25 protein-coding genes and 1 tRNA gene are annotated in these 26,170 nt (G+C 64.6%); 13 read left to right on the top strand and 13 right to left on the bottom strand.

What is annotated here, in order from left to right:
• Positions 1 to 87: 87 nt before the first annotated feature.
• Complete coding sequence (locus tag M3P36_RS13835) at positions 88 to 2,835, top strand: G8 domain-containing protein (protein ID WP_249704283.1); 2,748 nt, start codon at positions 88 to 90, stop codon at positions 2,833 to 2,835.
• Between the two features lie 33 nt (positions 2,836 to 2,868).
• Here M3P36_RS13835 and M3P36_RS13840 read toward each other — a convergent pair whose 3' ends face one another.
• Positions 2,869 to 3,210 carry a hypothetical protein gene (locus M3P36_RS13840; RefSeq protein WP_249704284.1) on the bottom strand — a complete coding sequence of 114 codons (342 nt, stop codon included), beginning with the start codon at positions 3,208 to 3,210 and terminating at the stop codon, positions 2,869 to 2,871.
• 263 nt (positions 3,211 to 3,473) lie between these two features.
• Between M3P36_RS13840 and M3P36_RS13845 the strand changes: the two genes are divergently transcribed.
• The 4 genes from M3P36_RS13845 to M3P36_RS13860 are packed head-to-tail and all read left to right on the top strand — an operon-like array spanning position 3,474 to position 8,115.
• Positions 3,474 to 3,992 carry a Csu type fimbrial protein gene (locus M3P36_RS13845; RefSeq protein ID WP_249704285.1) on the top strand — a complete coding sequence of 173 codons (519 nt, stop codon included), beginning with the start codon at positions 3,474 to 3,476 and terminating at the stop codon, positions 3,990 to 3,992.
• A 16-nt stretch (positions 3,993 to 4,008) separates the two neighbouring features.
• Positions 4,009 to 4,746, top strand: coding sequence for a fimbrial biogenesis chaperone (locus M3P36_RS13850; protein WP_249704286.1), 738 nt, complete (start codon positions 4,009 to 4,011; stop codon positions 4,744 to 4,746).
• On the top strand, positions 4,697 to 7,120 hold the full coding sequence (locus M3P36_RS13855; RefSeq protein WP_249704287.1) for a fimbria/pilus outer membrane usher protein: 2,424 nt from the start codon (positions 4,697 to 4,699) through the stop codon (positions 7,118 to 7,120). The genes M3P36_RS13850 and M3P36_RS13855 overlap by 50 nt, the downstream gene beginning before the upstream one ends.
• A complete protein-coding gene (locus M3P36_RS13860) occupies positions 7,117 to 8,115 on the top strand; it encodes a Csu type fimbrial protein (protein WP_249704288.1) in 999 nt (332 codons plus the stop codon). Before M3P36_RS13855 ends, M3P36_RS13860 begins: the two co-directional genes overlap by 4 nt.
• Before the next feature lie 9 nt (positions 8,116 to 8,124).
• Here M3P36_RS13860 and M3P36_RS13865 read toward each other — a convergent pair whose 3' ends face one another.
• Complete coding sequence (locus M3P36_RS13865) at positions 8,125 to 9,441, bottom strand: UDP-glucose dehydrogenase family protein (protein WP_249704289.1); 1,317 nt, start codon at positions 9,439 to 9,441, stop codon at positions 8,125 to 8,127.
• 98 nt (positions 9,442 to 9,539) lie between these two features.
• Complete coding sequence (gene queF, locus M3P36_RS13870; protein WP_249704290.1) at positions 9,540 to 9,998, bottom strand: preQ(1) synthase; 459 nt, start codon at positions 9,996 to 9,998, stop codon at positions 9,540 to 9,542.
• A gap of 79 nt (positions 9,999 to 10,077) precedes the next feature.
• Here queF and M3P36_RS13875 point away from each other — a divergent pair, with 79 nt between their 5' ends.
• The 8 genes from M3P36_RS13875 to M3P36_RS13910 all read left to right on the top strand — a co-directional run bounded on the left by M3P36_RS13875 (position 10,078) and on the right by M3P36_RS13910 (position 17,175).
• Entirely contained in the window at positions 10,078 to 10,923 is an 846-nt protein-coding gene (locus M3P36_RS13875; protein ID WP_249704291.1) for a sulfurtransferase, read from the top strand.
• Positions 10,875 to 12,122 (top strand): cystathionine beta-lyase, encoded by a 1,248-nt coding sequence (metC, locus tag M3P36_RS13880; RefSeq protein WP_249704292.1) that lies wholly within the window; start codon positions 10,875 to 10,877, stop codon positions 12,120 to 12,122. Before M3P36_RS13875 ends, metC begins: the two co-directional genes overlap by 49 nt.
• Positions 12,119 to 13,168 carry a mechanosensitive ion channel family protein gene (locus M3P36_RS13885; RefSeq protein ID WP_249704293.1) on the top strand — a complete coding sequence of 350 codons (1,050 nt, stop codon included), beginning with the start codon at positions 12,119 to 12,121 and terminating at the stop codon, positions 13,166 to 13,168. The genes metC and M3P36_RS13885 overlap by 4 nt, the downstream gene beginning before the upstream one ends.
• Before the next feature lie 78 nt (positions 13,169 to 13,246).
• Positions 13,247 to 14,008 (top strand): uroporphyrinogen-III C-methyltransferase, encoded by a 762-nt coding sequence (gene cobA, locus M3P36_RS13890; protein ID WP_249704294.1) that lies wholly within the window; start codon positions 13,247 to 13,249, stop codon positions 14,006 to 14,008.
• Complete coding sequence (locus tag M3P36_RS13895; protein WP_249704295.1) at positions 14,002 to 14,301, top strand: DUF2849 domain-containing protein; 300 nt, start codon at positions 14,002 to 14,004, stop codon at positions 14,299 to 14,301. The genes cobA and M3P36_RS13895 overlap by 7 nt, the downstream gene beginning before the upstream one ends.
• A gap of 1 nt (position 14,302) precedes the next feature.
• Positions 14,303 to 15,937: a nitrite/sulfite reductase gene (locus M3P36_RS13900; RefSeq protein ID WP_249704296.1), complete on the top strand. Its 1,635-nt coding sequence runs from the start codon at positions 14,303 to 14,305 to the stop codon at positions 15,935 to 15,937.
• Positions 15,930 to 16,385, top strand: coding sequence for a DUF934 domain-containing protein (locus M3P36_RS13905; RefSeq protein WP_249704297.1), 456 nt, complete (start codon positions 15,930 to 15,932; stop codon positions 16,383 to 16,385). Before M3P36_RS13900 ends, M3P36_RS13905 begins: the two co-directional genes overlap by 8 nt.
• Positions 16,378 to 17,175: a phosphoadenylyl-sulfate reductase gene (locus M3P36_RS13910; RefSeq protein WP_249704298.1), complete on the top strand. Its 798-nt coding sequence runs from the start codon at positions 16,378 to 16,380 to the stop codon at positions 17,173 to 17,175. The genes M3P36_RS13905 and M3P36_RS13910 overlap by 8 nt, the downstream gene beginning before the upstream one ends.
• 151 nt (positions 17,176 to 17,326) lie before the next feature.
• Here the strand turns inward: M3P36_RS13910 and M3P36_RS13915 are convergent, their stop codons facing one another.
• The 10 genes from M3P36_RS13915 to M3P36_RS13960 all read right to left on the bottom strand — a co-directional run bounded on the left by M3P36_RS13915 (position 17,327) and on the right by M3P36_RS13960 (position 25,978).
• Complete coding sequence (locus M3P36_RS13915) at positions 17,327 to 18,520, bottom strand: cupin domain-containing protein (RefSeq protein ID WP_249704299.1); 1,194 nt, start codon at positions 18,518 to 18,520, stop codon at positions 17,327 to 17,329.
• A 72-nt stretch (positions 18,521 to 18,592) separates the two neighbouring features.
• The gene (locus M3P36_RS13920; protein WP_249704300.1) at positions 18,593 to 19,039 is read right to left on the bottom strand and encodes a hypothetical protein; all 447 of its coding nucleotides are present in this window, start codon (positions 19,037 to 19,039) and stop codon (positions 18,593 to 18,595) included.
• A 168-nt stretch (positions 19,040 to 19,207) separates the two neighbouring features.
• Complete coding sequence (locus M3P36_RS13925; protein WP_249704301.1) at positions 19,208 to 20,134, bottom strand: NAD-dependent epimerase/dehydratase family protein; 927 nt, start codon at positions 20,132 to 20,134, stop codon at positions 19,208 to 19,210.
• Positions 20,131 to 21,264 (bottom strand): glutamate 5-kinase, encoded by a 1,134-nt coding sequence (proB, locus tag M3P36_RS13930; RefSeq protein ID WP_249704302.1) that lies wholly within the window; start codon positions 21,262 to 21,264, stop codon positions 20,131 to 20,133. The genes M3P36_RS13925 and proB overlap by 4 nt, the downstream gene beginning before the upstream one ends.
• Positions 21,265 to 21,313: 49 nt before the next feature.
• Positions 21,314 to 22,387, bottom strand: a complete 1,074-nt coding sequence (gene obgE, locus M3P36_RS13935; protein ID WP_249704303.1) for a GTPase ObgE — start codon at positions 22,385 to 22,387, stop codon at positions 21,314 to 21,316.
• A 176-nt stretch (positions 22,388 to 22,563) separates the two neighbouring features.
• Positions 22,564 to 22,639 (bottom strand) — tRNA-Ala (locus tag M3P36_RS13940).
• Between the two features lie 98 nt (positions 22,640 to 22,737).
• Positions 22,738 to 23,613: a hypothetical protein gene (locus tag M3P36_RS13945; protein ID WP_249704304.1), complete on the bottom strand. Its 876-nt coding sequence runs from the start codon at positions 23,611 to 23,613 to the stop codon at positions 22,738 to 22,740.
• A gap of 169 nt (positions 23,614 to 23,782) precedes the next feature.
• Positions 23,783 to 24,541, bottom strand: a complete 759-nt coding sequence (locus M3P36_RS13950; protein WP_249704305.1) for a Bax inhibitor-1/YccA family protein — start codon at positions 24,539 to 24,541, stop codon at positions 23,783 to 23,785.
• A 113-nt stretch (positions 24,542 to 24,654) separates the two neighbouring features.
• Positions 24,655 to 25,458, bottom strand: a complete 804-nt coding sequence (locus M3P36_RS13955) for a pyrroline-5-carboxylate reductase family protein (RefSeq protein ID WP_249704306.1) — start codon at positions 25,456 to 25,458, stop codon at positions 24,655 to 24,657.
• A 13-nt stretch (positions 25,459 to 25,471) separates the two neighbouring features.
• On the bottom strand, positions 25,472 to 25,978 hold the full coding sequence (locus M3P36_RS13960) for a type III secretion system chaperone family protein (protein ID WP_249704307.1): 507 nt from the start codon (positions 25,976 to 25,978) through the stop codon (positions 25,472 to 25,474).
• Positions 25,979 to 26,170 lie beyond the last annotated feature (192 nt).

The raw sequence follows: 26,170 nt of genomic DNA on the forward strand, positions 1-26,170 counted from the left end.
AGGCTACAGGCTGTCCACGATGCCACCCGGTTTTGCCGCAGCAGCCCCCTCGCCCGAAACAAGACTCCTGGACGGTTCCCCAGGTCAATGCTGACCATTGCGAACCGCTCGATACCAGACGGTCCGCTTTTTGCTGCTCGACCGCTTGGCAACAGAGATCATTCGATGCACAATCCTTCCCAAAACAAACAAAAGCGGGACACGGCGTCCCGGAGGGGGAAAGCCGTCATGCGTAAACAGTCTCGCCTGTGCCTTTACACTCGCCTCGTAACCGCCTCCCTGCTGCTCGGCACAGGCGCGGGTGTTGCGGCGCAGGATCACCATGATCACACCACCATGGCGATGGACTTGGCACCGCCGTCGGCGTTCTCGCGGACCGTCAGGTGGTCGGACGCCTCGGCATGGCCGTCGGGCCGGGTGCCCGCAGCGGGCGAGGAAGTGACGATTCCGCGCGGCACCGAAATGCTGCTCGATGTGAGCCCGCCCGAACTGCGCAGCCTGACCGTGCAGGGCAAGCTGACCTTCCTCAACGAGCGCGACCTGACGCTCACCACCGACTGGATCTACCTGCCCGGCGGCGAGCTGGAAATCGGCACCGAGTCCGATCCGTTCGAGCATCAGGCGATCATCACACTGACCGACAAGGTTCGGGGCGAAGACATCAACACCATGGGCGACCGCGGCATCATGATGTTGCGCGGCACGCTCAGCCTGCATGGCAATCGCCAGCACACCTGGTCGAAGCTATCCTCCACGGCAGAGGCTGGCAGCAGTTCCCTCACCGTGCTGGATGCGAGCGGATGGCGCGTAGGTGACGAGATCGTTCTGGCCTCCACCGACTTCGACCCGCGCCAGGCGGAAAAGCGCACCATCGCCGCCATCAGCGGCAACACCGTCACCATCGATGCGCCGCTGCGATACATGCATTTCGGCGAGATCACTTATGGCGTGGATCAGCGCGGCGAAGTTGCCAACCTGACGCGCAACATCCGTATCCAGGCCTCCGAAGATGCGGCGACGAGCCATTTCGGCGGGCACATCATGGCGATGAGCGGCTCCAGGGTGTTTATCGACAGTGTCGAGCTTTCGCGCATGGGGCAGCACCTAGAACTGGCGCGCTATCCCATCCACTTCCACATCCTTGGCGAAGGCGCGGGCCAATATGTACGCAACGCCTCCATCCATGACACTTTCAACCGCTGTGTGACGGTCCACGGTACAAACAATCTCCAGGTGGAGAACAACGTCACCTACAACACAGTAGGCCACTGCTTCTTCCTTGAAGACGGGATCGAAACAGGCAACCGCTTCGTCCGGAACCTGGCGATCCAGACCAAGTGTCATCCGACATTGCCATGCGTGCCGACCAACCTCGCCGCCAACGGAGAGAACAACTACACCTACGCCAACAGGATGACCGTCAGGCAGATCAGTTTTGCAGGCGGAGCAACGCTGCTGCCGTCGGACAACACGGTGGCGTCCTTCTGGATCACCAACCCGAACAACAGCTACATCGACAATGTCGCGGCCGGTTCCGACCAGAACGGTTTCTGGTTGTCCCTGCCTGAACATCCCAATGGCGCCTTCCTGGGTACGGAGGTCAGCCTCAACACCTGGCCGCGCCGGACGCCGATGGGCGAGTTCAGGGGCAACGTGGCCCATTCCAACTTCGACGGGTTCATGTTCGACCGGAACATCAATGAAGACAACACCTTCGGCCTGGCCGGCAACGCCTTCATGCCGCGGGAAAATCCGGCTGACCCGGACAGCGCCTTCGTGGAAACGGTGTTCGAGGACCTGACCGCCTACAAGAACCGCAATGGTGGCCTGTGGGGTCGGGGCGAGCTGCAAATATTCCGCAACATGAAATTCGCCGACAACGCCATCGGCATGACGCATTCGTCGGGCGACTTCGGCAGCCAGGAGTTTACCTCGCGGCTGGAGGATTCGCTGTTCGTGGGTGAAACAGACAATATCGGAAACCCGACCACGCCGGAGGAATTGGCCTATGGGCGCAGCCTGCCGAAGCCTTCCATCCCGGACTTCCCGATCCGCGCCTACGAATACTACGACTACCGCGATGAAGTGGCGAATACGACATTCGTGAATTACCAGGACAACGACAGGCGCAAGACAGGGGCCCTATCATGGCTGCTGTTCACCAGCTCAGGCGTCACGACAGCAAGCACCATCGAGGGCGCGCAATTCGTCAATGCCAAGCCGGTGTATTTTCCGAACATCGAACCCAGGTTCGACAATGATAATCGTGGCGGCGTGGCCTATCGGACCCTGTCGTTCCTCGATCTGGACGGTTCGGTGACCGGCATCGCCAATTCCCATGTCCTGCTCCACGACGGCGAGAACAACAGCGTCGCCACCGACGACACCTGCGAGATTCATCCGACCTGGAACGCCTCTGTTTGCACAGGCGATGTCGGGCGCCTGTATCTTGCACAAAGAAACGGGCGGCTCGGCGCCCAAACCGCCCCCGATGAAGCGTCCGTCGCGCTTGTTCGCAACGGCACGGAATTTCCCGTCACCGGCAACCAGAGCACTGTGCGTGCCGGGACCGACATCCAAGTGAAAACCGAAAGGCCGGAAGTAACTCTCAGCATCAGCGAAATGGACCAGGGCTCCTGGGTCATGTTCGAGCTGCCAGGATTCGCCAATGCAGCCTCCGGAACGCAAGCTGCCAGCATGGACGCATTGCGCCGCGCGAACGAGACATCCTGGTTCAGGGGCGAGGATGCCCTGTGGGTCAAACTGGTGGCCGCGCCTCCGGTCATGCCGGTTCGTCCATTGGTCATGCAGGCCAGTATTGCGGTCAGCAGATAGGGGCCGATCGCCTTTGGCTACTTGAGCGCGGGGTTACCAGTCGTCGTCAACGGGCGCGGGGTCCATTGCGTGCTGGGACGGGTCGAGCACTTCATCGAAGGTGTTGTCCGGCTCGACTACGTCAGGCGGACCGCTGTCGAAAAATTCCGCGTCGTCGATCACCGGCTCGTCATCCCAACCGACGGCTTCTTCGACATAATCGGCTGTGGCGGGGCGCTGGCTGTTGGCCAACTGTACTTCGCCCTGCGGCGTCCCATCGGTCTGCGCTTCAGCCGCAACAGTCCCCAGCGTGCCACGTTCATCGGCCACCATTGCCACCAACAGCAGGATGCCGGCAGCAAACAACAGGGTGTGCGAAGTGCGCGTAAAGATCATCGGTCCTGTCAGTCGAACGAGGTGGATATGCGACTGCCTAGCAACGATATGCCAAGAATTCTTTAACTGCCCGCCGGACCCCGCCCGCCCGCGTCGCCCTGCTCACAAGGCGGCCCGATAACTATTTCGCCAAGAGGGAACGCTGCTGTTTTTACGGGAATTTCCCAGGGCTCGCGACGACGTCCCGTTAACCACATCTTCAAAACCTATATTTAGTCAGCGCCCCGTCACCGCCTGTTGGTGGCACTACTGGGGATAATACAATGACCATGACCATCCGGTCGTCGGTCGTGCTTGCCAGCGTTGCTTTCGCCGCCATTTCGGCGACGGGCGCGCGGGCTGCCACGGAAACCGACACCTTCGATATCTCGCTTGAAATCACCGCTGCCTGTTCGGTTACCGCCGGCAGCGCATCGGACATCGACCTCGGCACCGTGGCGTCGACCGCGACCGACCTGTCGGGCAGCAGCACCATCACGGTGAACTGCTCGAACACCGTGCCCTATTTCGTCGGCCTGGCGCCGTCGAACAACGCCACCGACGGCGCGGGCGAACTGGATCCGGCTTCGGGTCCGGACACCGTGCCCTACCAACTGCGTTCGGCCTCCGGTTCGAGCGGCGCGATATGGGGCAACACTGCCACGACCACGGCAGTGGGCAATGGCGTGAGCGGCACCGGCAACGGCGCCGACCAGACGCTGACCGTCTATGTCACGGTTGACGACGCCAACTACGCTCCGGCTGTCTATTCGGACACCGTGACCGTGACGGTCAACTACTGACCGTTCGATGATTGTCATGCGATCCCTTCCGCATATCGCAATCGCCCTGCTGGCATGCGTGGCCCCCACCGGGGCCGCGCATGCCGAGGGATTGCAGGTGGCCCCGGTTTCGGTGACGATCCCGGAGCTTTCGGGCGTTGTCTGGCTCAACAACGGGTCGGACACGGCCCTGCGGGCCCAGGTGCGGGTGTTCCGCTGGCACCAGGACAATGGCGAGGACGAACTGGTCGAAACCGAGGACCTGGTCGCCAGCCCGCCGTTTGTGGAAATTGCGCCCAATGGCCAGCAGGTGATCCGCCTGGTGCGCTTCGGCAATGCGGCAACGCAGGCCGAGTGCGAGCGCAGCTACCGCATCATTGTCGATGAACTGCCACCGGCAGCCAGCGGCGAAGCTGCGGGACTGCAGTATGTCCTGCGCTATTCGGTGCCGGTTTACCTGACCAATCCTGCCTGCAATGCACCGCAGCAACCCGAACTAGACTTGAGCATCGTGGCCAACGGCGATGCCGCGTGGCTCGACGTAGTTAATTTGGGACAAACGCGGGCCCAGCTCGCCAATGTCCATTTCGTGGCACAGGACGGCCGGCGCACTGCAATCGCAGGCGGCCTGCTGGGCTATGTGCTGCCCGGGGCACAGCGCCGCTTTGCCCTGACACAGTCTGCTGCGGCCCTTGGCAGCGGCGGACAGATCGAGGTTCAACTCAATGGCTCGCAGACCAGGCAGCCGGTGTCGCTGGCTCCTTCGGGGCAGTGAGGCGGTAGTCCTGGGCTCGGCGCTGCTGGTTCAACCGGTTGCTGCCAGTGAGGACACCACCACCGGCGAGACCGCCAACATCATCGACCGCGCGCAGCTTCGTTCTGCCGTGGCACTGGAACAGCCTGGCATGCAGTTCCTGCAGGATAGCCGCGGCGTGGCCCTGATCCTGGCAGTCGAGGTGAATGGTATGGACCACGGCCTGGCGCAGTTCCGCCTGATAGACGACCAGCTTTGGGCGACGCGCCAGGTGATCGGCGAGCTGGGGCTCAAGACAGCGGCCGACGGCACGCCTGCCGACCTGCTTGCCCTGGCTGATGCGCTCGATGCCGCTGTGACCTACAACGCCGCGCTGCAATCGGTCTCGGTCATGGTCGAGACCAGCCGCCTTGCGGTGGGCACCAGCCGCCTGAACACCAATGATCAGAGCCGTCCGGTTCCCTCCAGCGCCACCGGCGCGCTGCTGAACTACGATCTCAACGCCAACTTCATCGGCGACGATGTGTCAATCGACGGCTTCACCGAAACGCGGCTGTTCTCAGGCAATGCCCTGGCGGAAAACACCGCCCTGTTCCATGTGGGCGGCGGGCCGGGCCGACGCAGCTTTCTGCGGCTGGATACCACTGTGTCACTGTCGCTGCCCGAACAGGGGCTGACGATCCGCGCGGGTGACATCATCACGCGCGGCACGAGCTGGTCGCGTGCGACGCGGCTGGGCGGTGTGCGGATCGGGACGGACTTCGCGCTGCAACCCTATCTGGTTACCGCCCCCATCCCGGCGTTCTTCGGCGACGCCGCGCTGCCATCGACGGTCGATCTCTATATCGACGGGCTGAAGCGCTTTTCGGGCGCGGTCGCGCCGGGGCCGTTCGAAGTCGGCAGTGGCGCCAACCGGATCAACGGTGCGGGCCTCGCGCAACTGGTGGTCACCGACGCCTTGGGGCAGGTCAACACCTTCGACTTCCCTATTTACGACACGCCCGCACTGCTGCGCGAAGGCCTGACCGACTGGTCGATCGAACTGGGCGCGGTGCGGCAGAGCTATGGCCTGCGCTCGTTCGACTATGCCTCCGACCCGGTGGCGAGCACCAGCTTGCGCACCGGTCTAAGCAATTACCTCACGCTCGAAGCCCACGCGGAAGCGGGCGCGGGGCTGGTCAACGGCGGGGCGGGAGCGGCCTGGCTGATGCCATTTGGCGGAGTGCTGGCCGGATCGGTCGCCGCCAGCGATCATCGCGGCGAGAGCGGTGCACGGGTCGAACTGGGCTATTCATGGACCGATAGCCGCTTCAACCTGTCGGCCACGGCCCAGCGCGCCAGCCGCGATTACCGCGATCTGGCCGCCGTCCACGACGCCCGCGTCCCCCGCGAGCGCGACGTGGTGACAGTGGGCCACAACTCAGGCCGGCTCGGCAGTTTCGGTGTCAGCCTTGTCCGCCAGCGCCATACCGCGCAGCCGACCACCAGCTTTGCCAGCATGAACTGGTATCGCTCCCTCGGACCGCGCTTCTCGCTCAGCCTATCGGCCCACCAGGATCTTCAGCGGACACGCGAGCGGGGAGCATTTCTCAGCCTGTCCTTCGTGCCGGGATCGGGCGATCATGTATCCGCGGGGCTGCAGGCCAACGAACGGCGGACCAGTGCCTCGTTCGGCTATCGCCGCTCGCTTCCGTATGAAGGCGGCACCGGCTGGGCCGCCGATGCTACCTTTGATGGCGACCGCTTGCAGACAGCCGGACAGGTCGATCACCTTGCGTCGGTCGGCCAGGCGACAGTCGGCGGACGGATGATCGGCGGGCAGGCCTCGGCCTATGCCGGTTATTCGGGCGCGCTGGTGGTGATGGAAGAAGGCCTGTTCGCCAGCCGCAAGGTGTTCGACGGGTTTGCCGTGGTTTCAACCAGCGGGGTCGCCGACGTGCCGGTGCGGGTCCACAACCGCGAAATCGGCCGCACCAACGACCGCGGCCACCTCCTCGTCACCGGTCTCAACGCCTGGCAGAACAACCGCGTGACAATCGACACCAGCGATCTTCCTCCCACCTTGTGGGTCGAACGGATCGAGAGCCAGGCGGTCCCCGCCGACCGCTCGGGCGCGGTGGTCGATTTTGCCATTACGCCGATCCGCTCCGTCCTGGTGAGCCTCGTGGATGAAGCCGAGGCCGAACTGCCGGTCGGTATGGCCGGATTGATGGATGACGATGCCAGCCAGCCGCTCATGGTGGGCTTCGGCGGGCAGTTGTTCATCGAGCGGGCCGAACCCGGCGCGCTGGTCGTGCTGCAATCCGATAGCGGCACCTGCACCTTCCGCCTGCCTGACGAACTGCCGTCCGACAATGCGGGACGGCTGGGCAAGACAACCTGCGAGGTTCTATGACACGCGCAATGGCCGACCTTTTCTCCCGCTTGCCGCTGGACAGCTTGATGCGGCTGTGCCTGATGCTTGTCGCAGCTCCGCTATTGTCGGCCCTGTTCCCGCAGGAAGCCAAGGCCAATATCGTTTGCCTGGTCGGTTCAGCGGGGTTGGACATGGGCAACTCCTCGTCAGGGACGGGCACGATCACCTGGACCTGCACCAAATATGTCAACCCACGGCGCACCTTCACCCTGTGCGTGGCGCTGGGATTCCCCAGCTGGCCAGGCACTGCTGCCCAGCCGGTGCTGCGCCACACCGGCAGCAACACCTTCCTCAACTACAACGTCTATCGCAATGCCAGCCTCTCCACCATCTGGACCGCCAGCCAGCCGCTGAGCCAGTCGATCACGATCACCGGCCGCCTCGGGTCGTCGGTTTCGGGCAGCTTCACCTTCTATGCCGGACGCGATGCGGGCAGCACGGCAGGCAATTACAACGCCTTTTTCTACAACAGCATTCTCGGCTTCCTCGACAACAACGGCAATTGCCAGACCTTTGGAAGCGTGGGGGGTACGCCACTCTCGGCCCAGCAGTTCACCCTGCCGGTGACCGCAGCAGTCTCGAACAGTTGCAATGTCTCGGCACTCGGCAATGCCAATCTTGGCACGGTGGCGGCAACCGCCGGCCCGGTGTTCGGGTCGACCGCGATCAGCGTGACCTGTCCCAATGGTACGCCCTATGCCATCAGCCTTGCACCATCCAACGGCAACAGCGCCGGCGCGGGCGTGCTAAGTGGGACCGGCAGCAACACCGACCAGCCAGCCTACCAGCTCCACCGCAACAGCAATACCGGACCGATCTGGGGCAATACGGCCAGCACCAGCGGCGCAGGCAACGGCGCTTCAGGCACGGGCAACGGCTCTGCGCAGAACTTCCCGGTCTATGTCACCGTGCCCGATGCTGACTATACACCCGACAACTACAGCGACACGGTGACAGTGACCGTGCACTTCTAGGCTGAACGCCTAGCGTCCCACGGCGACATATTCGAAACCCTGTTTCTCCACGTCTGACCGGCTGTAGAGGTTGCGCAGGTCTACCAGCAGCGGGCGCTTCATAACCTTGCGGGCGCGGGCAAGGTCGAGCGCGCGGAAGGCGTCCCATTCGGTCACGATCACTGCCGCATCGGCCCCTGTCATCGCGTCGTACGAACTTTCGCAATAGACCAGCCCGTCGATCACGGCTTTCGACGTTTCCATGCCTTCGGGATCATAGGCCCGCACGGTAATGCCGGCCGCACGCAGGGCGCGGGTGATGTCGATCGCGGGCGAATCACGCATATCGTCGGTATCGGCCTTGAAAGTGAGGCCGAGCAGGGCGACGGTCTTGCCGGCCACGTCCCCGCCCTCAACTCCGCCGCCCATCGCAGCCATGATCTTGCCGCCCATCGCCTGCTTGCGCTGGTCGTTCACCTTGACCACGGCATCGACGATCTGCAGCGGCGCACCATAGTCCAGCCCGGTCTTGAGCAGGGCCAGGGTATCCTTGGGAAAGCACGATCCGCCATAACCCGGCCCCGGCTGCAGGAACCGCGCGCCGATGCGGGTATCGCTGCCGATGCCACGCGCCACATCGCGCACGTCCGCGCCCACTTTTTCGCACAGGTCGGCGATCTCGTTGATGAAGCTGATCTTGGTGGCAAGGAAGGCGTTGGCGGCATATTTGGTCAATTCCGCCGCGCGCCTGCTCATCACCAGGATCGGCGAATCGTTGCGGGTCAGCGGGCGGTAGATTTCCTGCAGCACTTCTTCGGCATGGGGATCGTCCACCCCGATCACCACGCGGTCGGGCCGCTTGAAATCGTCGATCGCGGCGCCTTCGCGCAGGAATTCGGGGTTGGAGGCGACGGCGAACTTCAGGTCCGGCCGCGCCTTTCGGATGATCGCTTCCACCTCGTCGCCGGTGCCGACCGGCACGGTGGATTTATCCACTACCACCGCGCCATCACGCAGCAGCGGAGCCATCTCGGCAGCGGCGGCATAGACATAGCTGAGGTCCGCGTGCCCGTCGCCGCGCCGCGAGGGCGTGCCGACCGCGATAAACACCGCATCGGCCTGCGGCAGCACCGAGGCGAGATCGAGCGTGAAGTCGAGGCGGCCCGTGGCCACGTTGCTCGCCACAAGGTCATCTAGGCCAGGTTCGAAAATCGGAATGCGGCCCGCCAGCAGCGCGTCGATCTTGGACTTGTCCTTGTCCACGCAGGTCACATGGTGGCCGAAATCGGCGAAGCAGGCGCCTGAAACCAGGCCCACATAGCCCGTTCCGATCATCACGATACGCATTCAAGCAACCCTTTTTCCCCTCGGCCAGGCGGAAGCGCCCTTTACCCGGCAAACCTTGCGCTCGTCCTAACCAGACGCCTTCCCTGCAAGCAAGCGGATCAACCGCGCCCGCGATAGGAGGCAACGCCCTGGTCGGGCACCCACAGGCCGTCGGGGGCCGCGCCGCTCTGCCAGAACACGTCGATCGGGATGCCTCCGCGCGGATACCAGTAGCCGCCGATGCGCAGCCAGCGCGGCTGCATTTCGGCCATCAGCCGCTGGCCGATGCCCACGGTCACATCCTCATGGAAGCCCGCATGGTTGCGGAACGAGCCGAGGAACAGCTTGAGACTTTTCGATTCGACGATGGTTTCGCCCGGCGCATAATCGATCACCAGGTGGGCGAAATCGGGCTGGCCGGTGACGGGGCACAGCGACGTGAATTCCGGCGCGGCAAAGCGCACCAGATACAACGAACCGCTGCGCGGGTTGGGCACATAGTCGAGCACGGCCTCCTCGGGCGAGGCGGGAAGCGCGCTCTGCTGGCCGAGGAACTTGGGGGTAGCAGCATCAGTCATGCGCGCCTGATGCCGTTTCGGGCGCAGGGAGGCAAGCACGGCATTGTCGTCGGCCTGCGCTTGGCCTATCCCACAGCGCATGGAAAACCTCGTCTCGACCCAGTGGCTGGCCGACAATCTCGGCGCACACGACCTCGCCATTCTCGACGCTTCGGCGCACCTGCCCGACGCGGGCCGCGATCCCGCCGCAGAATTCGCCGCCGCGCATATCCCCGGCGCGCGCTATCTCGACCTGCCGAGCTTCTTCGATCCCGCCTCGCCGGTGCCATCTGCAATTCCCACGCCCGCGCAATTTGCCGAGCGGATGGCCAGGCTGGGCGTGGCGAACGGCATGCGGCTGGTGATCTATGACGACAGCTATGTGAAGACCGCCGCCCGCGCCTGGTTCATCGCCCGGATGCACGGGGTGGCAGAAGTCACCATCCTCGACGGGGGACTGGGCAAATGGCGCGACGAAGGCCGCCCCCTGGAAAGCGGCACGCCGCAAGTTGCGCCTGTGGCGCACACTCCGGCTGCTGGCCCCGCCCCGGTGCGCTTCAAGGCAGACATGCTCGCAAACCTCTCCAGCCGCGCCGAACAGGTGGTCGATGCCCGCGGCGCGGCGCGCTTCACCGGAGAGCAGCCCGATTTCCGCCCCGACATCGCCGATGGCCACATCCCCGGTTCGCGCAACGTGGTTTTCGACCAGGTGCTGAATGACGATGGCACCTACAAATCACCTTCCGAGATCCGCGCCGCGTTCGAGGCTGCGGGAGTTGATCTATCGCAGCCCGTTGTGACCACCTGCGGCGGCGGGGTGACGGCGGCGGTACTGCTGTTCGCGCTGGAACTGGCGGGCAAGACCGACGTGGCGCTCTATGACGGCAGCTGGAGCGAATGGGGTGCCGACCCCGCCCTGCCCAAGGAAACCGGGCCGGCGCGTTGAATTCCGGCAAAGACCACAAGCCTGCCACCCGGCTGGTAGAGGCAGGACGGCGGCCCGAATGGACCGGACCCGTGGTCAATCCGCCGGTCTGGCGTGCGTCCACCCATCTTTACGCCGATAGTGCGGACCTCGCCCGCGCGCGGCCCAATGACGATGGCACGTTCTACTATGGCCGCCGGGGCGCCCCGACCCAGTGGGCACTGGCCGATGCGCTGACCGCGCTGGAACCGGGCGCTTACGGCACGCTGCTCTATCCCAGCGGAGTCTCGGCCATTGCCGGGGCGCTGCTGGGCGTGCTGTCGGCGGGCGACGTGCTGCTGGTGACAGACAACGCCTATGAACCCAGCCGCTCCATGGCGCGTAACCTGTTGGCCGGATGCGGAATCGAGACGCGGTTCTTCGATCCGCTCGACCTTGCAGGGTTTCCGGACCGGTTCTGCGAACGGACCAGAGCGGTGCTGCTGGAAAGCCCCGGTAGCCTGACGATGGAAGTATGCGATGTGCCCGCCCTTGCCGCGATGGCGCGGGACAGGGGCGCGGTCTCGCTGCTCGACAACACCTGGGCCTCGCCACTCGGCTTTGCTGCGCTGGCCCACGGCTGCGATGTCACGATCATGAGCCTGACCAAACACGTCGGCGGCCATTCGGACCTGATGATGGGCTCGGTTTCTGCGGGGGAGGGCCTGTACACCCGCCTGCGATTGAAGGCCCAGGCGCTGGGTCTGGTTGTCTCGCCCGACGATGCCGCGCTGGCCCTGCGCGGCCTGCGCACCATGTGTGTCAGACTCGACCGTTCGACCGCCACGGCGCTGGAAGTGGCCCGCTGGCTGGAACAGCAGCCGCAGGTGGCGCAAGTGCTGTGCCCCATGCTGCCCGGCGCGCCGGGGCATGACCTATGGCGGCGCGATTTCACCGGCGGCTGCGGTCTGTTCAGCTTCGTCCTCGAAGGCCGCACGCCTGCTCATCGCGCCCGGCTGGTCGACGCGCTGGACCTGTTCGGCATCGGCTTTTCGTGGGGCGGGTTCGAAAGCCTCGCTATCCCGTTCGATCCCGCCCGCGTGCGCAGCGAGACCGCGTGGCCGCCCGCTGGCTGGCAGGCCGGTGACAAGCTGGGTGTGCGCCTGTCGATCGGGCTGGAAGATGCAGGCGACCTGATTGCTGACCTGGCTCAGGCGCTGGAGGCAATGGACGAGGCATGAGCACGCCCGCACCCGATCCGGCAACTACACATGATCCGGCACCCGCCATCACCCCTACCCCCACCCCCGCGCCCGAAGCCACGGAAAGCCTGGTCGAGACCGATGCCCTGCGCGATGCGGTCACCAGCCGCAGCAATACCGTGGGCGACATCATCACCCAGCTCGATGCCTGGGGCTTCACGGTGAACGACACCCGCTTCTCGCTGTGGAGCGTGCTGGTTGTCATCCTTGTCGTGCTGCTGGTTATCGTGATCGCCCGGTTCGGCGCGAAATTGGCTCGCGCCGCCCTTGCCCGCGTTACCTCGTTCGATCCTTCGCAGCGGCTGCTTGGCGAGAAGCTCATCACCATCGCGGTCTGGGCGCTGGCCCTGCTGATCGGCATAGACCTCTTGGGCGTGGATCTCACCGCGCTGGCGGTTTTCTCCGGCGCATTCGGCCTCGCCATCGGCTTTGGCCTGCAGAAGACCTTCGGCAACCTGATCGCCGGGATCATCCTGCTGATGGACAAGTCGATCAAGCCGGGCGACGTGATCGCCATCGCCGACATGAACGGCAACGAGGCCTATGGCCAGATCCGCAAGATCGGCATCCGCGCCATCTCGATCATCGCCCGCGATCGCAAGGAATACCTGATTCCCAACGAAAACCTGATGATCAACCAGGTCGAGAACTGGTCCTATTCCTCGCGCGATGTGCGCGTGAAGGCACCGGTCGGCGTTTCCTATGACAGCGATATCGCCAAGGTGGAGGAACTGCTGCTCCAGGCCACATTCGAGGTGCCGCGGGTGCTGATGGAACCTGTGCCAAAGGTGTTGCTGATGGGCTTCGGGGACAGCTCGGTGGATTTCGAACTGCGCTTCTGGATCAGCGATCCGGAAGAAGGGATGAGCAATATCCGCTCCGACGTGCTGAAGCGGGTGTGGCACCTGTTCAAGGAAAACGGCATCGAGATTCCTTATCCGCAGCGCGACCTGAACCTGCGCGACAACGACCAGTTGCAGCAGCTCGTCGCCGCCATCAGCCAGCGGGACGAGAAGGCCGACTAACCTACACTAAAGCTGACCTAGCCCCTGCCCAAACCATTCTCGTTGGCACCTTGGGGCCGGAACGATCATTTAGGCCCCATGCAAAGTGGCACGATCTTTCTCGTGGGCGCAGGCCCCGGTTCACCGGACCTGTTAACCCTGCGCGCCGCGCGGCTGATTTCGCGCGCCCGGCTGATCGTGCACGATGGCCTGGTCGATCCGCAGATCCTGGCCCTTGCCCGCCCCGACGCGCGGCTGGTTTCCGTGGCAAAGAGCCGCGCGCGCCACACCATGAAGCAGGACGATATCAACGCCCTGCTGGTGGCCGAAGCCCGCAAGGGTGAGGACGTGGTGCGCCTGAAAGGCGGCGATCCCTTCGTCTTCGGGCGCGGCGGCGAGGAGATGGAAGCGGCGTTGGCCGCAGGCGTTCGCGTCGAAGTGGTGCCCGGCATCAGCGCCGCCAACGGCGCGGCAGCGGCAGCGCAGATCCCCCTCACCCACCGCGACCATGCCTCGATCGTTTCGTTCGTGGCGGGCCAGTGCAAGGGCCTGAGCGAGCAGGACTGGTCGGGCCTCGCCGGTGTCGGCCGCACACTGGTGATCTACATGGGCGTATCGACCGCGCCGCAGATTGCCGAAAAGCTGATGGCCGATGGCCTCGCGCCCGACATGCCGGTGGCCGTGATCGAGAACGCCGCGCGCCCGGAAATGCGCGTCTTGCGCGGTCCGCTCGCTGCCCTGCCGCAACTGGTGGAACGGGAAAAAGTCAAAAGCCCCGCGCTGATCGTGATCGGCGAAGTCACCGCTGAACTGGTGATGCAGGGCGCACAACTGGAAGTTGGAGTGGAGAGCACGTGTTAATCCTTACCGGAAACGATCTGGGCAGCGGCGCCGTCACCTGGTGGGATGGCCAGGGCTGGTCGCTCCATGTCGACGATGCAGTCGATGTCGGGTCATCGGCCGACGAAATCCTCGGGCGCGAGCAGTCGGCCCGCCGGGTCAACGCCGCCTATGCCATCGAAGCCAGCAAGGATGCCGACGGCCGCGTCCGCCCCGCCCACATCAAGGACCGCGTCCGCGCGCTCGGCCCAACGGTCCGCCCCGACCTGACGCTCAAGCCCGCCGATCCCGAAGCATTGAACTGGGTGATCTGACATGTACAAGTACGACACCTATGACCAGGCCATGGTCGATGCCCGCGTCGCCGAATTTCGCGACCAGGCGCAGCGCCGCCTCGAAGGGAAGCTGACCGAGGACCAGTTCAAGCCGCTGCGCTTGCAGAACGGCCTCTACCTGCAACTGCACGCCTACATGCTGCGCGTGGCGGTGCCCTATGGCACCCTGTCGGGCGCGCAGATGCACATGCTAGGCGACATCGCCGACAAGTATGATCGCGGCTATGGCCACTTCACTACCCGCCAGAATATCCAGTACAACTGGATCAAGCTGGAGGATGCTGGCGATATCCTGGCGGATCTCGCCACGGTCGAAATGCACGCCATCCAGACTAGCGGCAACTGCATCCGCAACATCAGTTCGGATCACTATGCAGGTGCCGCGGCAGACGAGTTGGTCGATCCGCGCCCCTATGCCGAGCTGCTCCGCCAGTGGTCGAGCTTCCACCCGGAATTCCTGCACCTGCCGCGCAAGTTCAAGATCGCGGTGATCGCGTCGGACACCGATCGCGCGGCCATGCGCCTGCACGACATCGGCATCCAGATCGTGCAGAATGCCGCTGGCGAGATCGGCGCTGCGTTCTATGTCGGCGGCGGCATGGGCCGTACCCCGATGATCGCCCCGCTGATCCGCGAATTCGTGCCGCTGGACGAGCTGGTGACCTATTCCGAAGCCTGCCTGCGGGTCTACAACCGCTATGGCCGGCGCGACAACAAGTACAAGGCGCGCATCAAGATCCTGGTCCACGAACTGGGCGCGGACGAATACAAGCGCCAGGTGGAGGAGGAGTTCGCGCTTCTTCGCCAGCAGAACATCGAACCGCCGCTGGCCGAGCTGGAGCGGATAAAGGCGCACTTCCCCGATCCAGAGTTCAAAACCGGGATTGCGACCGAGGCGGACCGTTCGGACCCCGACTTCGCCTTGTGGATGGATCGCAACACCCATCCGCACAAGCAGCCGGGCTATGTCTCGCTGACCATCAGCCTCAAGCCCGTGGGCGGCATTCCGGGCGATGCCTCGGCTGACCAGATCCGCCTGATGGCGGCACTGGCGAAGGAATACAGCTTCGACGAATGCCGCGTGACCCATGCGCAGAACATCGTCTTTGCCCATGTCGAACTGGGCAGACTCTATGAACTGTGGCAGCAGCTCGAAGCTGCGGGCCTCGGCACGCCGAACCTCGACCGGATCGACGATATCATCGCCTGTCCCGGTCTCGACTATTGCAGCCTGGCAAATGCCCGCTCGATCCCGGTGGCACAGAAGATTTCGCAGCGCTTTGCCGCCAACGGCAAGGGCGACGAACTGGGCCAGCTGAAGCTGAAGATTTCCGGCTGCATCAATGCCTGCGGGCACCACCATGCAGGCCACATCGGCATCCTCGGCGTCGACAAGAAGGGCACCGAAAATTACCAGCTGTTGCTTGGCGGGTCCGAGGCGGAGGATTGTTCGCTCGGCAAGATCACAGGGCCGGGCTTCTCGGAAGACGGCATCGTCGATGCGGTCGAGAAGGCCACCGATGTTTACCTCGCACAACGCGAAGAGGGTGAGCGGTTCCTCGATACCTACCGCCGTATCGGCATGGAGCCGTTCAAGGAGGCGCTTTATGGCTGATGCAGATTTGGGCCAGGGGGCCGACGAAGTGCAGTTCCGTTTTCGTGACGATGCGCGGGTGGATCATCCGGCGGTGACGGTGGATTCGTTCCTTGACCAGTCGAACGCCACTGCCGTGCGCATCGAACCGGGTGACGATGCGCGCCTGCTGCTGGGCCATCTCGAACGGCTGGCGCTGGTGGAAGTGAACTTCCCCGGCTTCGGCGACGGGCGCGGCTATTCGGCGGCCAGGATCCTGCGGGAGGCCGGCTATACCGGCGAACTGCGCGCCGTGGGTGACGTGCTGGTGGACCAGATTGCCGCCATGCGCCGCTGCGGGTTTGACAGCTTTGCCCCTGCCGTAAAGCTGGACGAGGCCGATGCGGCCGCCGCCTTCGATCGCTGGCCGCATGTCTACCAGCCCACTACCGATGGCCGGGTGCCGATCTGGAAGCTCAGGCATGGCTGATTCCGCTGCTGTTGCCCGTACCCGTGACGTAATCGATACCACGCCTGCCTTCGTGCAGGCCGATGCCGACCGCCTCAACGCGCGCTTTGCCGGGGTGGACGCGGGCACGATGCTGGCCGAACTGTTTGCCGAAGGCTCGCTGGGCCGCGTGGGCGTCGTCTCCAGTTTCGGCACCGAAAGCGCCGTGCTGTTGCACCTTGTGGCCACGGCCGATCCGACCGTGCCGGTGATCTTCGTCGATACCCTTAAAATGTTCCCCGAAACGCTCGACTATCGCGAGACGCTGACCGACCGCTTTGGCTTGGTCAATTCGTCGGTCGTCGCGCCCGATGCCGCCGTGCTGGCCGCCAAGGACGAGAACGGCCTGCGCTGGAGCTGGGACCCCGACGGATGCTGCGAAATCCGCAAGGTGGAGCCGCTGGCCCGCGCCAAGTCAGGCCTCGACGCGTGGATTTCGGGCCGCAAGGCGTTCCAGTCTGTCACCCGCGAGAACCTGCCCCGGTTCGAGATCGAGGAGGGAAGGCTGAAGATCAATCCACTGGGCAACTGGGCCAAGGATGACCTCGAAGCCTATTTCGACCTGCACGACCTGCCGCGCCACCCGCTGGAGGCGCAGGGCTATCTCTCGGTCGGTTGCGCGCCCTGCACCAGCGTGGTGAAGCCGGGCGAGGATCCGCGCGCAGGACGCTGGCGCGGATGGGACAAGACCGAATGCGGCATCCACACGCCGACCGCGCCCGACAATGGCGGCGAAGGCGAATTGCCGCCGGGTTACGAGCCGGTTTTCTAGGATTTCGGGCACTATGTTGCGCCAGACGCAACAGGTCTTGCACTAATCGCGTTTGTCCGAATCAGTGTTTCGCCGCACATAGGGGGTGCCTTTCAGGCATCCTCTCCCAAAACTTATCTGGCCCGGTCGGCAACGACCGGGCCTTTTTTTGTCATGAGGTCGCGCGTTCGAGCAGGCCATAGGCGACCAGCGTTTCCACCGTATCGCGCAGGTCGGCCGCATCATCGACGGTGAAATCGGCGATGCACACGCTGCCCGCCGCCAGTTGCGCCTGCAGTTGCGGGGCGAGGTCCGGCTTCAGCGCCACTGCCGTGTCGGCGATGGTAAGCTGCGGCTCTTCGCCATCAAGGTCGATCGAATAGAGGATGCTCTCGCGCAAGGTCAGCCGGTCGGTCTCGGCAATGCCGCTGGCCAGGGCATTGAGCGCGCCGCGCACCCGCGGCCCCTGGGCCATGACGAAATTGCTGCCGAACACCGCCAGTGTGGCATCGAAGCTGGCCTTGCGGGCCAGTTCGTCCATCAGGTGCTGGAACGTGGCGGCATTATCCGCGCGCGTCGCCGGATCGAAGAACAGCGAACGCGGCAGCGACTTGCGCATATCGGGCGAACGAAGGGTGACTTCGGCCACGGCTTCCAGCAGGAATTCGGCCCACGTCTGCACCAGGATGCCCACGGTAATGTGCAGGCTGGGTTCGGTTCCCTCGTTGGTGGCCCGGTGCGCCAGCCCGCGCGGGACATAGAGGCACTGGCCCGGCTCCAGCACGAATTCGGCCTTCAGTTCGCCCGGATCGTCATGGTCCTTGCGGAACTTCTCGCCGCGGAACGGCAGGCCGTCGCGCTGGCCAAATATCTCCCACTTCTTGCGGCCTGAAACCTGCAGGACCAGCACGTCATGATCGTCGTAGTGGATGCCGAAGCCCTGCGAGCTGTCGGGCGTGAGATAGATATTGGTCTGGATCCGCGCGCCGAAATCGCGTTCCAGCCCGAGGCAGAACTTGTACAGCTTGCCATCGGCGAAATGCATCTGGGGCAGGACAATGGTCACCCCGTTGCGGAAGTTGTCGAGCACCGCCCCGCGATCAATCGCGCCATTGGGGTGGGTGTATTCCTCTTGCGCCAGCCCCTGCCCCGATTGGGCCATGGACAAGGAACTGGGCGGCAGCTCGGTATCAGAGATGATCTCGTCGATCCGGTCGATCGAGATGAGATCAGCCACCGCAGCCACTCGCTCAGGCGTGACGTACCAGTCCTGTTCGTAATACCGAGCGAAGAACTCATCCGGCGTCAGCGGCGCGATCAGACTGGCCAGCAGGCTGCCCGCTGCAGGTGTGGTTTGCGCATGCATAGAGTGGACCTGCCCCGATCAGCCGGAGGAATGGCAGGCCCGCCCGCTACAGGCAGGCCTGCAATCCGTGACTCAGCGGCCGGTGCCGCGCCCACGCCCGTAGGACGCCTTGTCGGAAGCATCGGAATCGGTGATGCCCGAACGGCCCCGGCCCGCGCCATCGTTGGGATCGCTGTCGGTCCGACCGGTTCCCTCGCCGCGACCGCGACCTGCCGCATCCCGATTGGAACCGGTATCGCTATCGGTCACGCCGGAGCTGCTGCGGGTGCCGCCCCGGCCATAGCTAGCCCGGTCGTTCGAATCACTGTCGGTCACGCCGGTGCGGCCACGACCGGCACCGTCGTTCGGATCGCTGTCGGTATAGCCGGTACGGCCAGATCCGGCGCGATCATTGGCATCGCTGTCGGTTCGCCCGGTGTTCTGCGCCTTGGCAGGCGATGCGATCATCGCGCTGGCGGCTGCGCCGGTAACCAGCGTCACAAACGAACGACGAGAAACGCGACTGGTCTTCTTTGACATGAAAATTACCCCCATTGCAGCCCGAACGCTGCACCTTGCGGTGCCCCCGGCGATCAGGCCTGGCGATTCCCTAGCACCATAATCGATCGGATGCGAAACATCTGTGACATATGCTGATAGTTTTGCTCAGTTCTGCGCAATAATCGGGGCAATCCGGGCAAAAACCCCTCAATTCTTCGCAATCCAGCCCTCGGCCGCATACCAGGCTGCAGTCTGCGCAAGGCCTTCGGGAGTGTCGATACGGGGCTTCCACAAGGCTGCAGGCACGGCCTTGTCAGCATGGCAGGCCCAGTCGGGATGGACCATGTATTGCGCCCGGTCGGGCGTCAGCCGCGCCTTGTTCCCGCGCACCAGGACGTCGGCGCGGGCCGCGAGCTTGACCAGTGCGGCGGGCATGGCCGGAGCCCAGACACGCTTGCCCACAGCATGGCCGATGGCCCGCGCCAGATCGCCATGCGGCCACCCCCCGGCGCGGCCATCATCGGGCTCGAACACGGCATGGCGCGCCATGTCGCTGGCAAGGCAATCGAGCAACAGCCGCGCCAGGTCATCGACATGGATCACCGAGGCACGGCCGGCAGGCGGCATCGGCACCACGCCCATCCGTGCGGCCCGGAACAGGTCGAACATCTCGGTATCGCGCGGGCCGTAGATCGCGGGCGGCCGCACCAGAGTCCAGTCGAGCCCGCTCGCCTCGACCAGCAGTTCGGCCTCGCGTTTGGAAGCACCATAGTCGGACAGGCCTGGCTCGCGCGCGGACAATGAGGACACCGCCACGAAGCACTGCACGCCTGACCCTTGAGCAGCGGCGATCACGTTCGCAGTGCCCTCGACATTGCCTGCGTGGAACCCCGCCTTGTCGTGGCTGCTGACCACGCCTGCAATGTGAAGAACCGCGCTGGCGCCCTCAACCAGCCGGGCGAGCGCTGCTGCATCTTGGAGGTCGCCGCGCAGCCATTCAACGCCCTCGCGGGCTGCCATGTCGCGCCGCGCGAGCGCCCGCACCGCCAGCCCGCGCCGGTCCGCTTCGTCCAGCACTGCCTGCCCGACAAAGCCCGTGGCGCCGGTAATGGCGACCGGACCGCTTGCTGTCACAGCAGCACCAACTGGTCACGATGGATCACGGCAGAGCGCGGGGCATAGCCGAGGATCTCCGCCAGTTCCTCGCTACGGTGGCCAAGGATCGCCTCGACCTCGCTCGCTTCGTACTCGATCAGTCCTTGAGCCAGGGCACGGCCCGCACTGTCTCGCACGGCCACGGCGTCGCCCCGACGAAACGCGCCTTCCACGCCGGTGATACCCGTCGCCAGCAGGCTCCCGCCACGCATCAGCGCCGCGGCGCAGCCATCGTCCACCACGATTGCGCCTGCCATGCGCTGCCTGCCGCCTAGCCAGGCCTTGAGCGATCCGTCGCGGCGCCGTGGCAGGAACAGTGTGCCCAGGTCATTACCGATGGCGCGCGCAATCGGCCGGTCATGGGTGCCGTTGATGATCGCCAGCACGATGCCCGCACGTCCGGCAATCTCGGCCGCCTGCAGCTTGGAAGTCATCCCGCCCGACCCCATGCCCGAGGTCGAGCCCGTGCTGGCCATGTCATGGATTGCCCTGGTCACCCCCTGCACCCGCGGCAACATGGTGGCACCGGGTTCGCGCGGATCGCGATCGTAGAGCCCATCGACATCGGACAGCAGGGCCACGGCATCGGCCCGGGCGGCCTGTGCGGCGCGCGCGGCCAGCCGGTCATTGTCGCCGAAGCGGATTTCCTCGGTCGCCACGGAATCGTTCTCGTTGATGACCGGTATGGCGCCGGCTTCCAGCAGCTTGGAGATCGTCGCGCTGGCGTTGAGATAGCGCCGCCGGTCGTCGAGATCCTCCAGCGTTACCAGCAACTGCGCGGCGGTAAGGCCCTGCGCGCCCAGCAAGTCCGCCCACAGGCCCGCCAGCGCGATCTGTCCGACAGCCGCACTCGCCTGCGCATCGGCCAGGCTCCCGCGTCCGCCCTTGGCCAGGCCCAGCTTGGCCGCACCCAGCGCGATTGCGCCCGAACTGACCACGATCACTTGCTGTCCGCGCGCCCGCGCCTCGGCAATCTCGCTCGCCAGCGCCGCCAGCCATTCGCGGCGCGGCTGGCCGTCCTTGCCCACCAGCAGGGCCGAGCCCACCTTCACCACCAGGCGCGGAGTCTTGGCGGGGTCCGCCAGGTCGGCAAGATGTTCGATCATCATGGAAACTGCGCTTAGCGAAAGTCGAGCCTCGCGCAAATGGGGGCGTTGATCAGCGCAGCGGATCCCAGCTCGGGTCTTCCTCCGGCGCATCGGGGTCGGGTTCGACCGTGCTTTGCCCCGGATTCTCGGTCGAGGTGCGGTTGGGCAGGTAGCCGAGGACGGCATCCATCAACTGTTCGATCCCGGCACCGGTGGCGGCGCTGATTGGATAGACCGCCTGGGCGCCTGCCTCGCGCAGTTCGGCGGCATAGGCGGAAACCAGCTCGCGGTCGGCCAGGTCCACCTTGTTCAGCGCCACGATCCGAGCCTTGTTTTCCAGCCCTTCACCATAGGCGGCGAGTTCGTCTTCCACGATCCGCATTGCCTCGACCGGCTCTACCCCGGCGATGTCGATCAGGTGAATCAGCACGCGGCAGCGCTCGATATGGCCCAGGAACCGGTCACCGATGCCTGCGCCCTCGGCTGCGCCCTCGATCAAGCCGGGAATGTCTGCGATCACGAATTCGCGGTTCTTGTGCCGCACCACGCCCAGCTTCGGCACCAGCGTGGTGAAGGCATAGTCGCCCACCTTGGCCCCGGCATTGCTGACCGCGTTGATGAAGGTGCTCTTGCCCGCGTTCGGCAGGCCAACCAGGCCCGCATCGGCCAGCAGCTTCAGCCGCAGCCAGACCCACATCTCCTCGCCCGGAACGCCGGGCTGGTGCTGGCGCGGGGCACGGTTGGTGCTGGTCTTGTAGGAGGCATTGCCGCGCCCGCCCATGCCGCCTTCGAGCAGGACCACACGCTGGCCCTGTTCGGTGAAATCGGCCAGCACGGTTTCCTGGTCGTCGGCCAGGATCTGCGTGCCTACGGGCACTTCGATCACCAGGTCCTCGGCGCCCTTGCCGGTGCGATCACGGCCCATGCCGTGTCCGCCGCGACTGGCCTTGAAGTGCTGGGTATAGCGGAAATCGATCAGCGTATTGAGGCCGGGCACGGCAACGAACACGATGTCCCCGCCCTTGCCACCATTGCCGCCATCGGGGCCGCCGTATTCAACGTACTTCTCGCGCCGGAACGCCACCGCCCCGGGCCCGCCGCCGCCGGACTTCACATAGATCTTGGCCTGGTCGAGAAAATGCATAGTTTTATCAGCCTAAAGCCCTTGCGAGCCGGATACTTCGCCTATGGGTTAAGCGCTGGACCGGTTCGCTGCAAGCGGACCGCAAGGCCGAGCGGCCGTCCGCAGGTGCCCCGCAGCGAAGCGAAGGGAATGGCACCGAGGATCGAGTGCCCGGATGGGAACTCGCAATCAACTGGTGGTGGAGCCGAGCGGGATCGAACCGCTGACCTCGTCATTGCGAACGACGCGCTCTCCCAACTGAGCTACGGCCCCGTCCCAGTCATCGCCGCGAAGGTTGGGTCCAACGCGAAGAGCGCGCGTCTTAGCGAAAGGGTCTGGTGGTTGGAAGCGAAAAACGCGCGGCTTTCCCGTCAGCGACTGGCCCCGGCAGGCAGCGGCTGGACTACTGGCGTGGCGACCGATCCCTCATCGGCCGGGATTACCGGAACGACAACGCCCGTGGCGGAATCCACAACCTCGCCTGCAACCACAGGCTGGTCACCGGACACCAGGCTGGCCGCAACGCCTGCGCCCTCGGAACCGTAAACCGCTACGTAGCCGGGCTGTGATGCGCCATACTGCGCGCCATATAGTCGGTCCCACTCGGCCGCCTGCTCGCGGTAGGTCTCGTAATCACGGAAGAAATTCTCGAACGCATTCTCGAACAGGGCGAGGTTGGCCACGGCGTAGGAATTGAGTTCGGTCGGCGGAGTGGTGCTCCAAAGTGCCGATACCAGTCGGGCGGTGTTGCAGAAATCGGCGCGGGCAGCCGGTTGGGCAAAGTAGTTGTACACCTGCGTCAAACCCAACTCTCGCGCGCGGTTGCCATCGCGGGTTGAGCCTTCGGACTGCCTGAACCGCCGGTCGAGCGCGGTGTTAACGGCCGAAAGTTCGCTCCTGAAGCGGGTGAGGAAATTGCTGTAGCCGTCAATGATCGACGCATCTTCCGCCGTCACGCAGTTGAGTGCGGCGACGTTCCATGCGGCGCGGAAATGCCACACGGCCTGCATCTCGTCGATGCCGTAGTTCACGCTCATCCGCTGGCCGGCAGCATCCTTGCCGGGGATCTGCATGACATAAGGTGCGCCGCCCGGCGGGATCGGCCGATAGGGGATCGGCGCGACTTCGACCACCGGAGGTGGCGGCGGAGGCGGCGGGGGCGGCGGAGGTGGAGCGGCCGTCTGGCAACCGGCCAACACGGCAAGGCCCGCGGCCAGCGCAACGTTCTTCCAACGGATATTCAACATGACTTCGTGATTCCTCTCAGCCCCGACCGATGCAGCAGCGCAGCCGGACACCCGGCCTTTTCTCTCAGCCTTTGACTAGCGCCATGGCGAGGCAAAGAAAATGCCCGGGATGCGTTATGCACCCCGGGCACGATGAATCGAATCGCTGTTGCGACAGACCGAGCGAGGATTACTCGCGCTGGCCCAGGAAACTGAGCAGGAACTGGAACATGTTGATGAAGTCCAGGTACAACGTCAGCGCACCAAGGATGATCGCCTTGCCTGCCATGTCGCTACCCGCGACATAGGCATACTGCTGCTTCAGGCGCTGCGTATCGTAGGCGGTCAGGCCCGCGAAGATCAGCACGCCGATGAAGCTGATGGCATACATCAGGCCGGGCGACTGGAGCCACATGTTGAGCAGCATGGCAACGATCAGGCCGACTACGCCCATGATCAGGAAGCTGCCCATGCCGCTGAGGCTGCGCGGGGTGGTGTAGCCATAGAGGCTGAGGCCAGCAAAAGCCGCTGCTGTGGCAAAGAACGTCACCGCGATCGATGCGCCGGTATAGACCAGGAAGAGCGTCGACATCGACAGGCCCATCAACGTGGCGAAGCCCCAGAACATCATCTGCAGCGTCGGGGTGCTGAACTTGTTGGCGCCAAAGCTCATCGCCATCACGATCGCCAGCGGCGAAAGGATAATGAGCCACACCAGTGGGCCGCCGCTGGTGAAGATCTGGGCGGCAAGCGACTGTTCGCCGCCGCGCGAGAACATCAGCGCCACGACACCCGTGAGCAGGACGCCCGAGGTCATGTAGTTGTAAATCGAAAGCATGTGCTTCCGCAGGCCGGCATCAAAAGTGGTGCGGGCCGCAAGGTCGCCCCCCTGGCTCGGCGCCACGCCGAAACCCTGGCGGGCTGCCTGGTCGTCGTTCCAATTTGCCATGTGATTCAAAACTCCTCTTTCCAAGCCTCTCATGTCGGGCTGGAATGAGGTCAATATCAGGCTTGTGCCCCGCGATTTCAAGCAAAACCGGACATTTCGCGGTTAACCGACTGCTAGCTCTTCCCGCGCGCTTCTCGGGCCATTTCTGCACTGCGATCGCGCGCGGCGCGCAGGGTGTCAGTGACCAGCCGGTTGAGCGCACCGTCAGCATCCAGCACGTCGAGCCCGGCGCGAGTCACGCCGCCCTTGCTGGCGACCATTTCAGCCAGTTGCCCGGGATCGTGCGGCGACTGCGCCGCGAGCGCCGCTGCCCCTTCCACCATCGCCAGCGCAAGGGCGCGCGCTTGGTCCTCGGGCAGGCCCAACCGCGTGGCAGCCGCGCCAAGCGCATCGATGAAACGATAGACAAAGGCAGGGCCACTGCCCGCCAGAGCCGTGACAAGGTCGAACCGGTCCTCACCGATCCAGCCGGGGGTGCCGAGCGGCTCCATCAGCGCGGTCACGTCTGCGCGGCCCGCCTCATCCAGGCCCAGGGCCACCAGTGCGATCGGTGCCTTTCCGAGTGACACTGCGAGATTGGGCATGACCCGCACCTGTGCGGAAGCATTGGGGAAATTGTGCCGCAAGACTTCCAGCTCGATCCCCGCCAGTAGCGAAAGAATCAAAGTGCCGGTCCCCGCCAGAGGCGCGAGCAGCGGGGCAACTTCGCCCAGATTCTGCGGCTTTACGCCCAGAACGATCGCATCGAACGCACCGGCTGCCGGAATTTCCCGCAACACCGCTATGCCGCCTGGGGCGCTATCGCGCAGCGGATCGACAACCGTGAACTGCGCGGGATCGTGGCCCGCAGCCAGCCAGCCTTCGACCATGGCACCGGCCATGTTGCCGCACCCGACGATGAGAATGGAATTGATCATGGTCCGCGCGATATCAGGCTTCGCCCGCCGCATCCACCAGCGCTGCATCGAGCGCATCCTGCGGCTTCTTGTCGCCCCATAGCACGAACTGGAAGGCGGGGTAGAACCGGTCGCATTCGGAAATGGCGTTCTCCACCGCCGCCTGGGCCACCGACAGGCTGAGCAGGCCATCATCGCCCAGCATGATAGCGTGGCGGTAGAGCAGCACCCCGCCGTTCGACCAGATATCGAAGTGGCCGAGCCACAGTTGTTCGTTGATCAGGGCCAGCAATTCGTGCGCCGCGCGGCGCTTGGGAGCGGGCACGCGCACTTCGGGCAGGCACAGCATTTGTAGCACCCTGTCTTCGGATCGCCACACGCCGCGCAACTGGTAGGTCGTCCAGCTGCCGGGTATCTCGACACTGATCTCGTCGTCGCTGACATATTCGGACGTCCAGCCATGGGCATCGAACAGCGCCGCCAGCATCTCCACCGGAGCGGCGTCGTCATTCTCGTCCATTGTCTCTCGTCTGGTATCCATCGCTGATCCTGTGTCTGCTCGCTTGCCAATGCATGGGCCGGGCAGCCATCGCGGTGCAATTGGCGGGCGCTGCTTGGCGGGGGAGAACTGCACAAGCCTGTTGGCAAGATGTGCAGAACTAGCTGGGGATCAAGAGGGAGAAAGTGGGGACAAGCTGAGGATAACCGCGCTTTTCGCAGTCAAATCAAGGTG

The sequence above is a fragment of the Altererythrobacter sp. KTW20L genome, assembly GCF_023501975.1.
Classification (GTDB): Bacteria; Pseudomonadota; Alphaproteobacteria; order Sphingomonadales; family Sphingomonadaceae; genus Alteraurantiacibacter.

Coding starts and splice junctions, on each gene's coding strand:
- M3P36_RS13915 (WP_249704299.1), bottom strand. CDS start 18,520: ATGCATGCGCAAACCACACCTGCAGCGGGCAGCCTGCTGGCCAGTCTG.
- proB (WP_249704302.1), bottom strand. CDS start 21,264: ATGATGATCGAACATCTTGCCGACCTGGCGGACCCCGCCAAGACTCCG.
- obgE (WP_249704303.1), bottom strand. CDS start 22,387: ATGCATTTTCTCGACCAGGCCAAGATCTATGTGAAGTCCGGCGGCGGC.
- M3P36_RS13950 (WP_249704305.1), bottom strand. CDS start 24,541: ATGGCAAATTGGAACGACGACCAGGCAGCCCGCCAGGGTTTCGGCGTG.
- M3P36_RS13910 (WP_249704298.1), top strand. CDS start 16,378: ATGGCTGATTCCGCTGCTGTTGCCCGTACCCGTGACGTAATCGATACC.
- M3P36_RS13850 (WP_249704286.1), top strand. CDS start 4,009: ATGCGATCCCTTCCGCATATCGCAATCGCCCTGCTGGCATGCGTGGCC.
- M3P36_RS13860 (WP_249704288.1), top strand. CDS start 7,117: ATGACACGCGCAATGGCCGACCTTTTCTCCCGCTTGCCGCTGGACAGC.
- M3P36_RS13840 (WP_249704284.1), bottom strand. CDS start 3,210: ATGATCTTTACGCGCACTTCGCACACCCTGTTGTTTGCTGCCGGCATC.
- M3P36_RS13905 (WP_249704297.1), top strand. CDS start 15,930: ATGGCTGATGCAGATTTGGGCCAGGGGGCCGACGAAGTGCAGTTCCGT.
- cobA (WP_249704294.1), top strand. CDS start 13,247: ATGCAAAGTGGCACGATCTTTCTCGTGGGCGCAGGCCCCGGTTCACCG.
- M3P36_RS13845 (WP_249704285.1), top strand. CDS start 3,474: ATGACCATGACCATCCGGTCGTCGGTCGTGCTTGCCAGCGTTGCTTTC.
- M3P36_RS13855 (WP_249704287.1), top strand. CDS start 4,697: ATGGCTCGCAGACCAGGCAGCCGGTGTCGCTGGCTCCTTCGGGGCAGT.
- M3P36_RS13920 (WP_249704300.1), bottom strand. CDS start 19,039: ATGTCAAAGAAGACCAGTCGCGTTTCTCGTCGTTCGTTTGTGACGCTG.
- queF (WP_249704290.1), bottom strand. CDS start 9,998: ATGACTGATGCTGCTACCCCCAAGTTCCTCGGCCAGCAGAGCGCGCTT.
- metC (WP_249704292.1), top strand. CDS start 10,875: ATGGGGTGCCGACCCCGCCCTGCCCAAGGAAACCGGGCCGGCGCGTTG.
- M3P36_RS13835 (WP_249704283.1), top strand. CDS start 88: ATGCTGACCATTGCGAACCGCTCGATACCAGACGGTCCGCTTTTTGCT.
- M3P36_RS13945 (WP_249704304.1), bottom strand. CDS start 23,613: ATGTTGAATATCCGTTGGAAGAACGTTGCGCTGGCCGCGGGCCTTGCC.
- M3P36_RS13955 (WP_249704306.1), bottom strand. CDS start 25,458: ATGATCAATTCCATTCTCATCGTCGGGTGCGGCAACATGGCCGGTGCC.
- M3P36_RS13865 (WP_249704289.1), bottom strand. CDS start 9,441: ATGCGTATCGTGATGATCGGAACGGGCTATGTGGGCCTGGTTTCAGGC.
- M3P36_RS13900 (WP_249704296.1), top strand. CDS start 14,303: ATGTACAAGTACGACACCTATGACCAGGCCATGGTCGATGCCCGCGTC.
- M3P36_RS13885 (WP_249704293.1), top strand. CDS start 12,119: ATGAGCACGCCCGCACCCGATCCGGCAACTACACATGATCCGGCACCC.
- M3P36_RS13875 (WP_249704291.1), top strand. CDS start 10,078: ATGGAAAACCTCGTCTCGACCCAGTGGCTGGCCGACAATCTCGGCGCA.
- M3P36_RS13960 (WP_249704307.1), bottom strand. CDS start 25,978: ATGGATACCAGACGAGAGACAATGGACGAGAATGACGACGCCGCTCCG.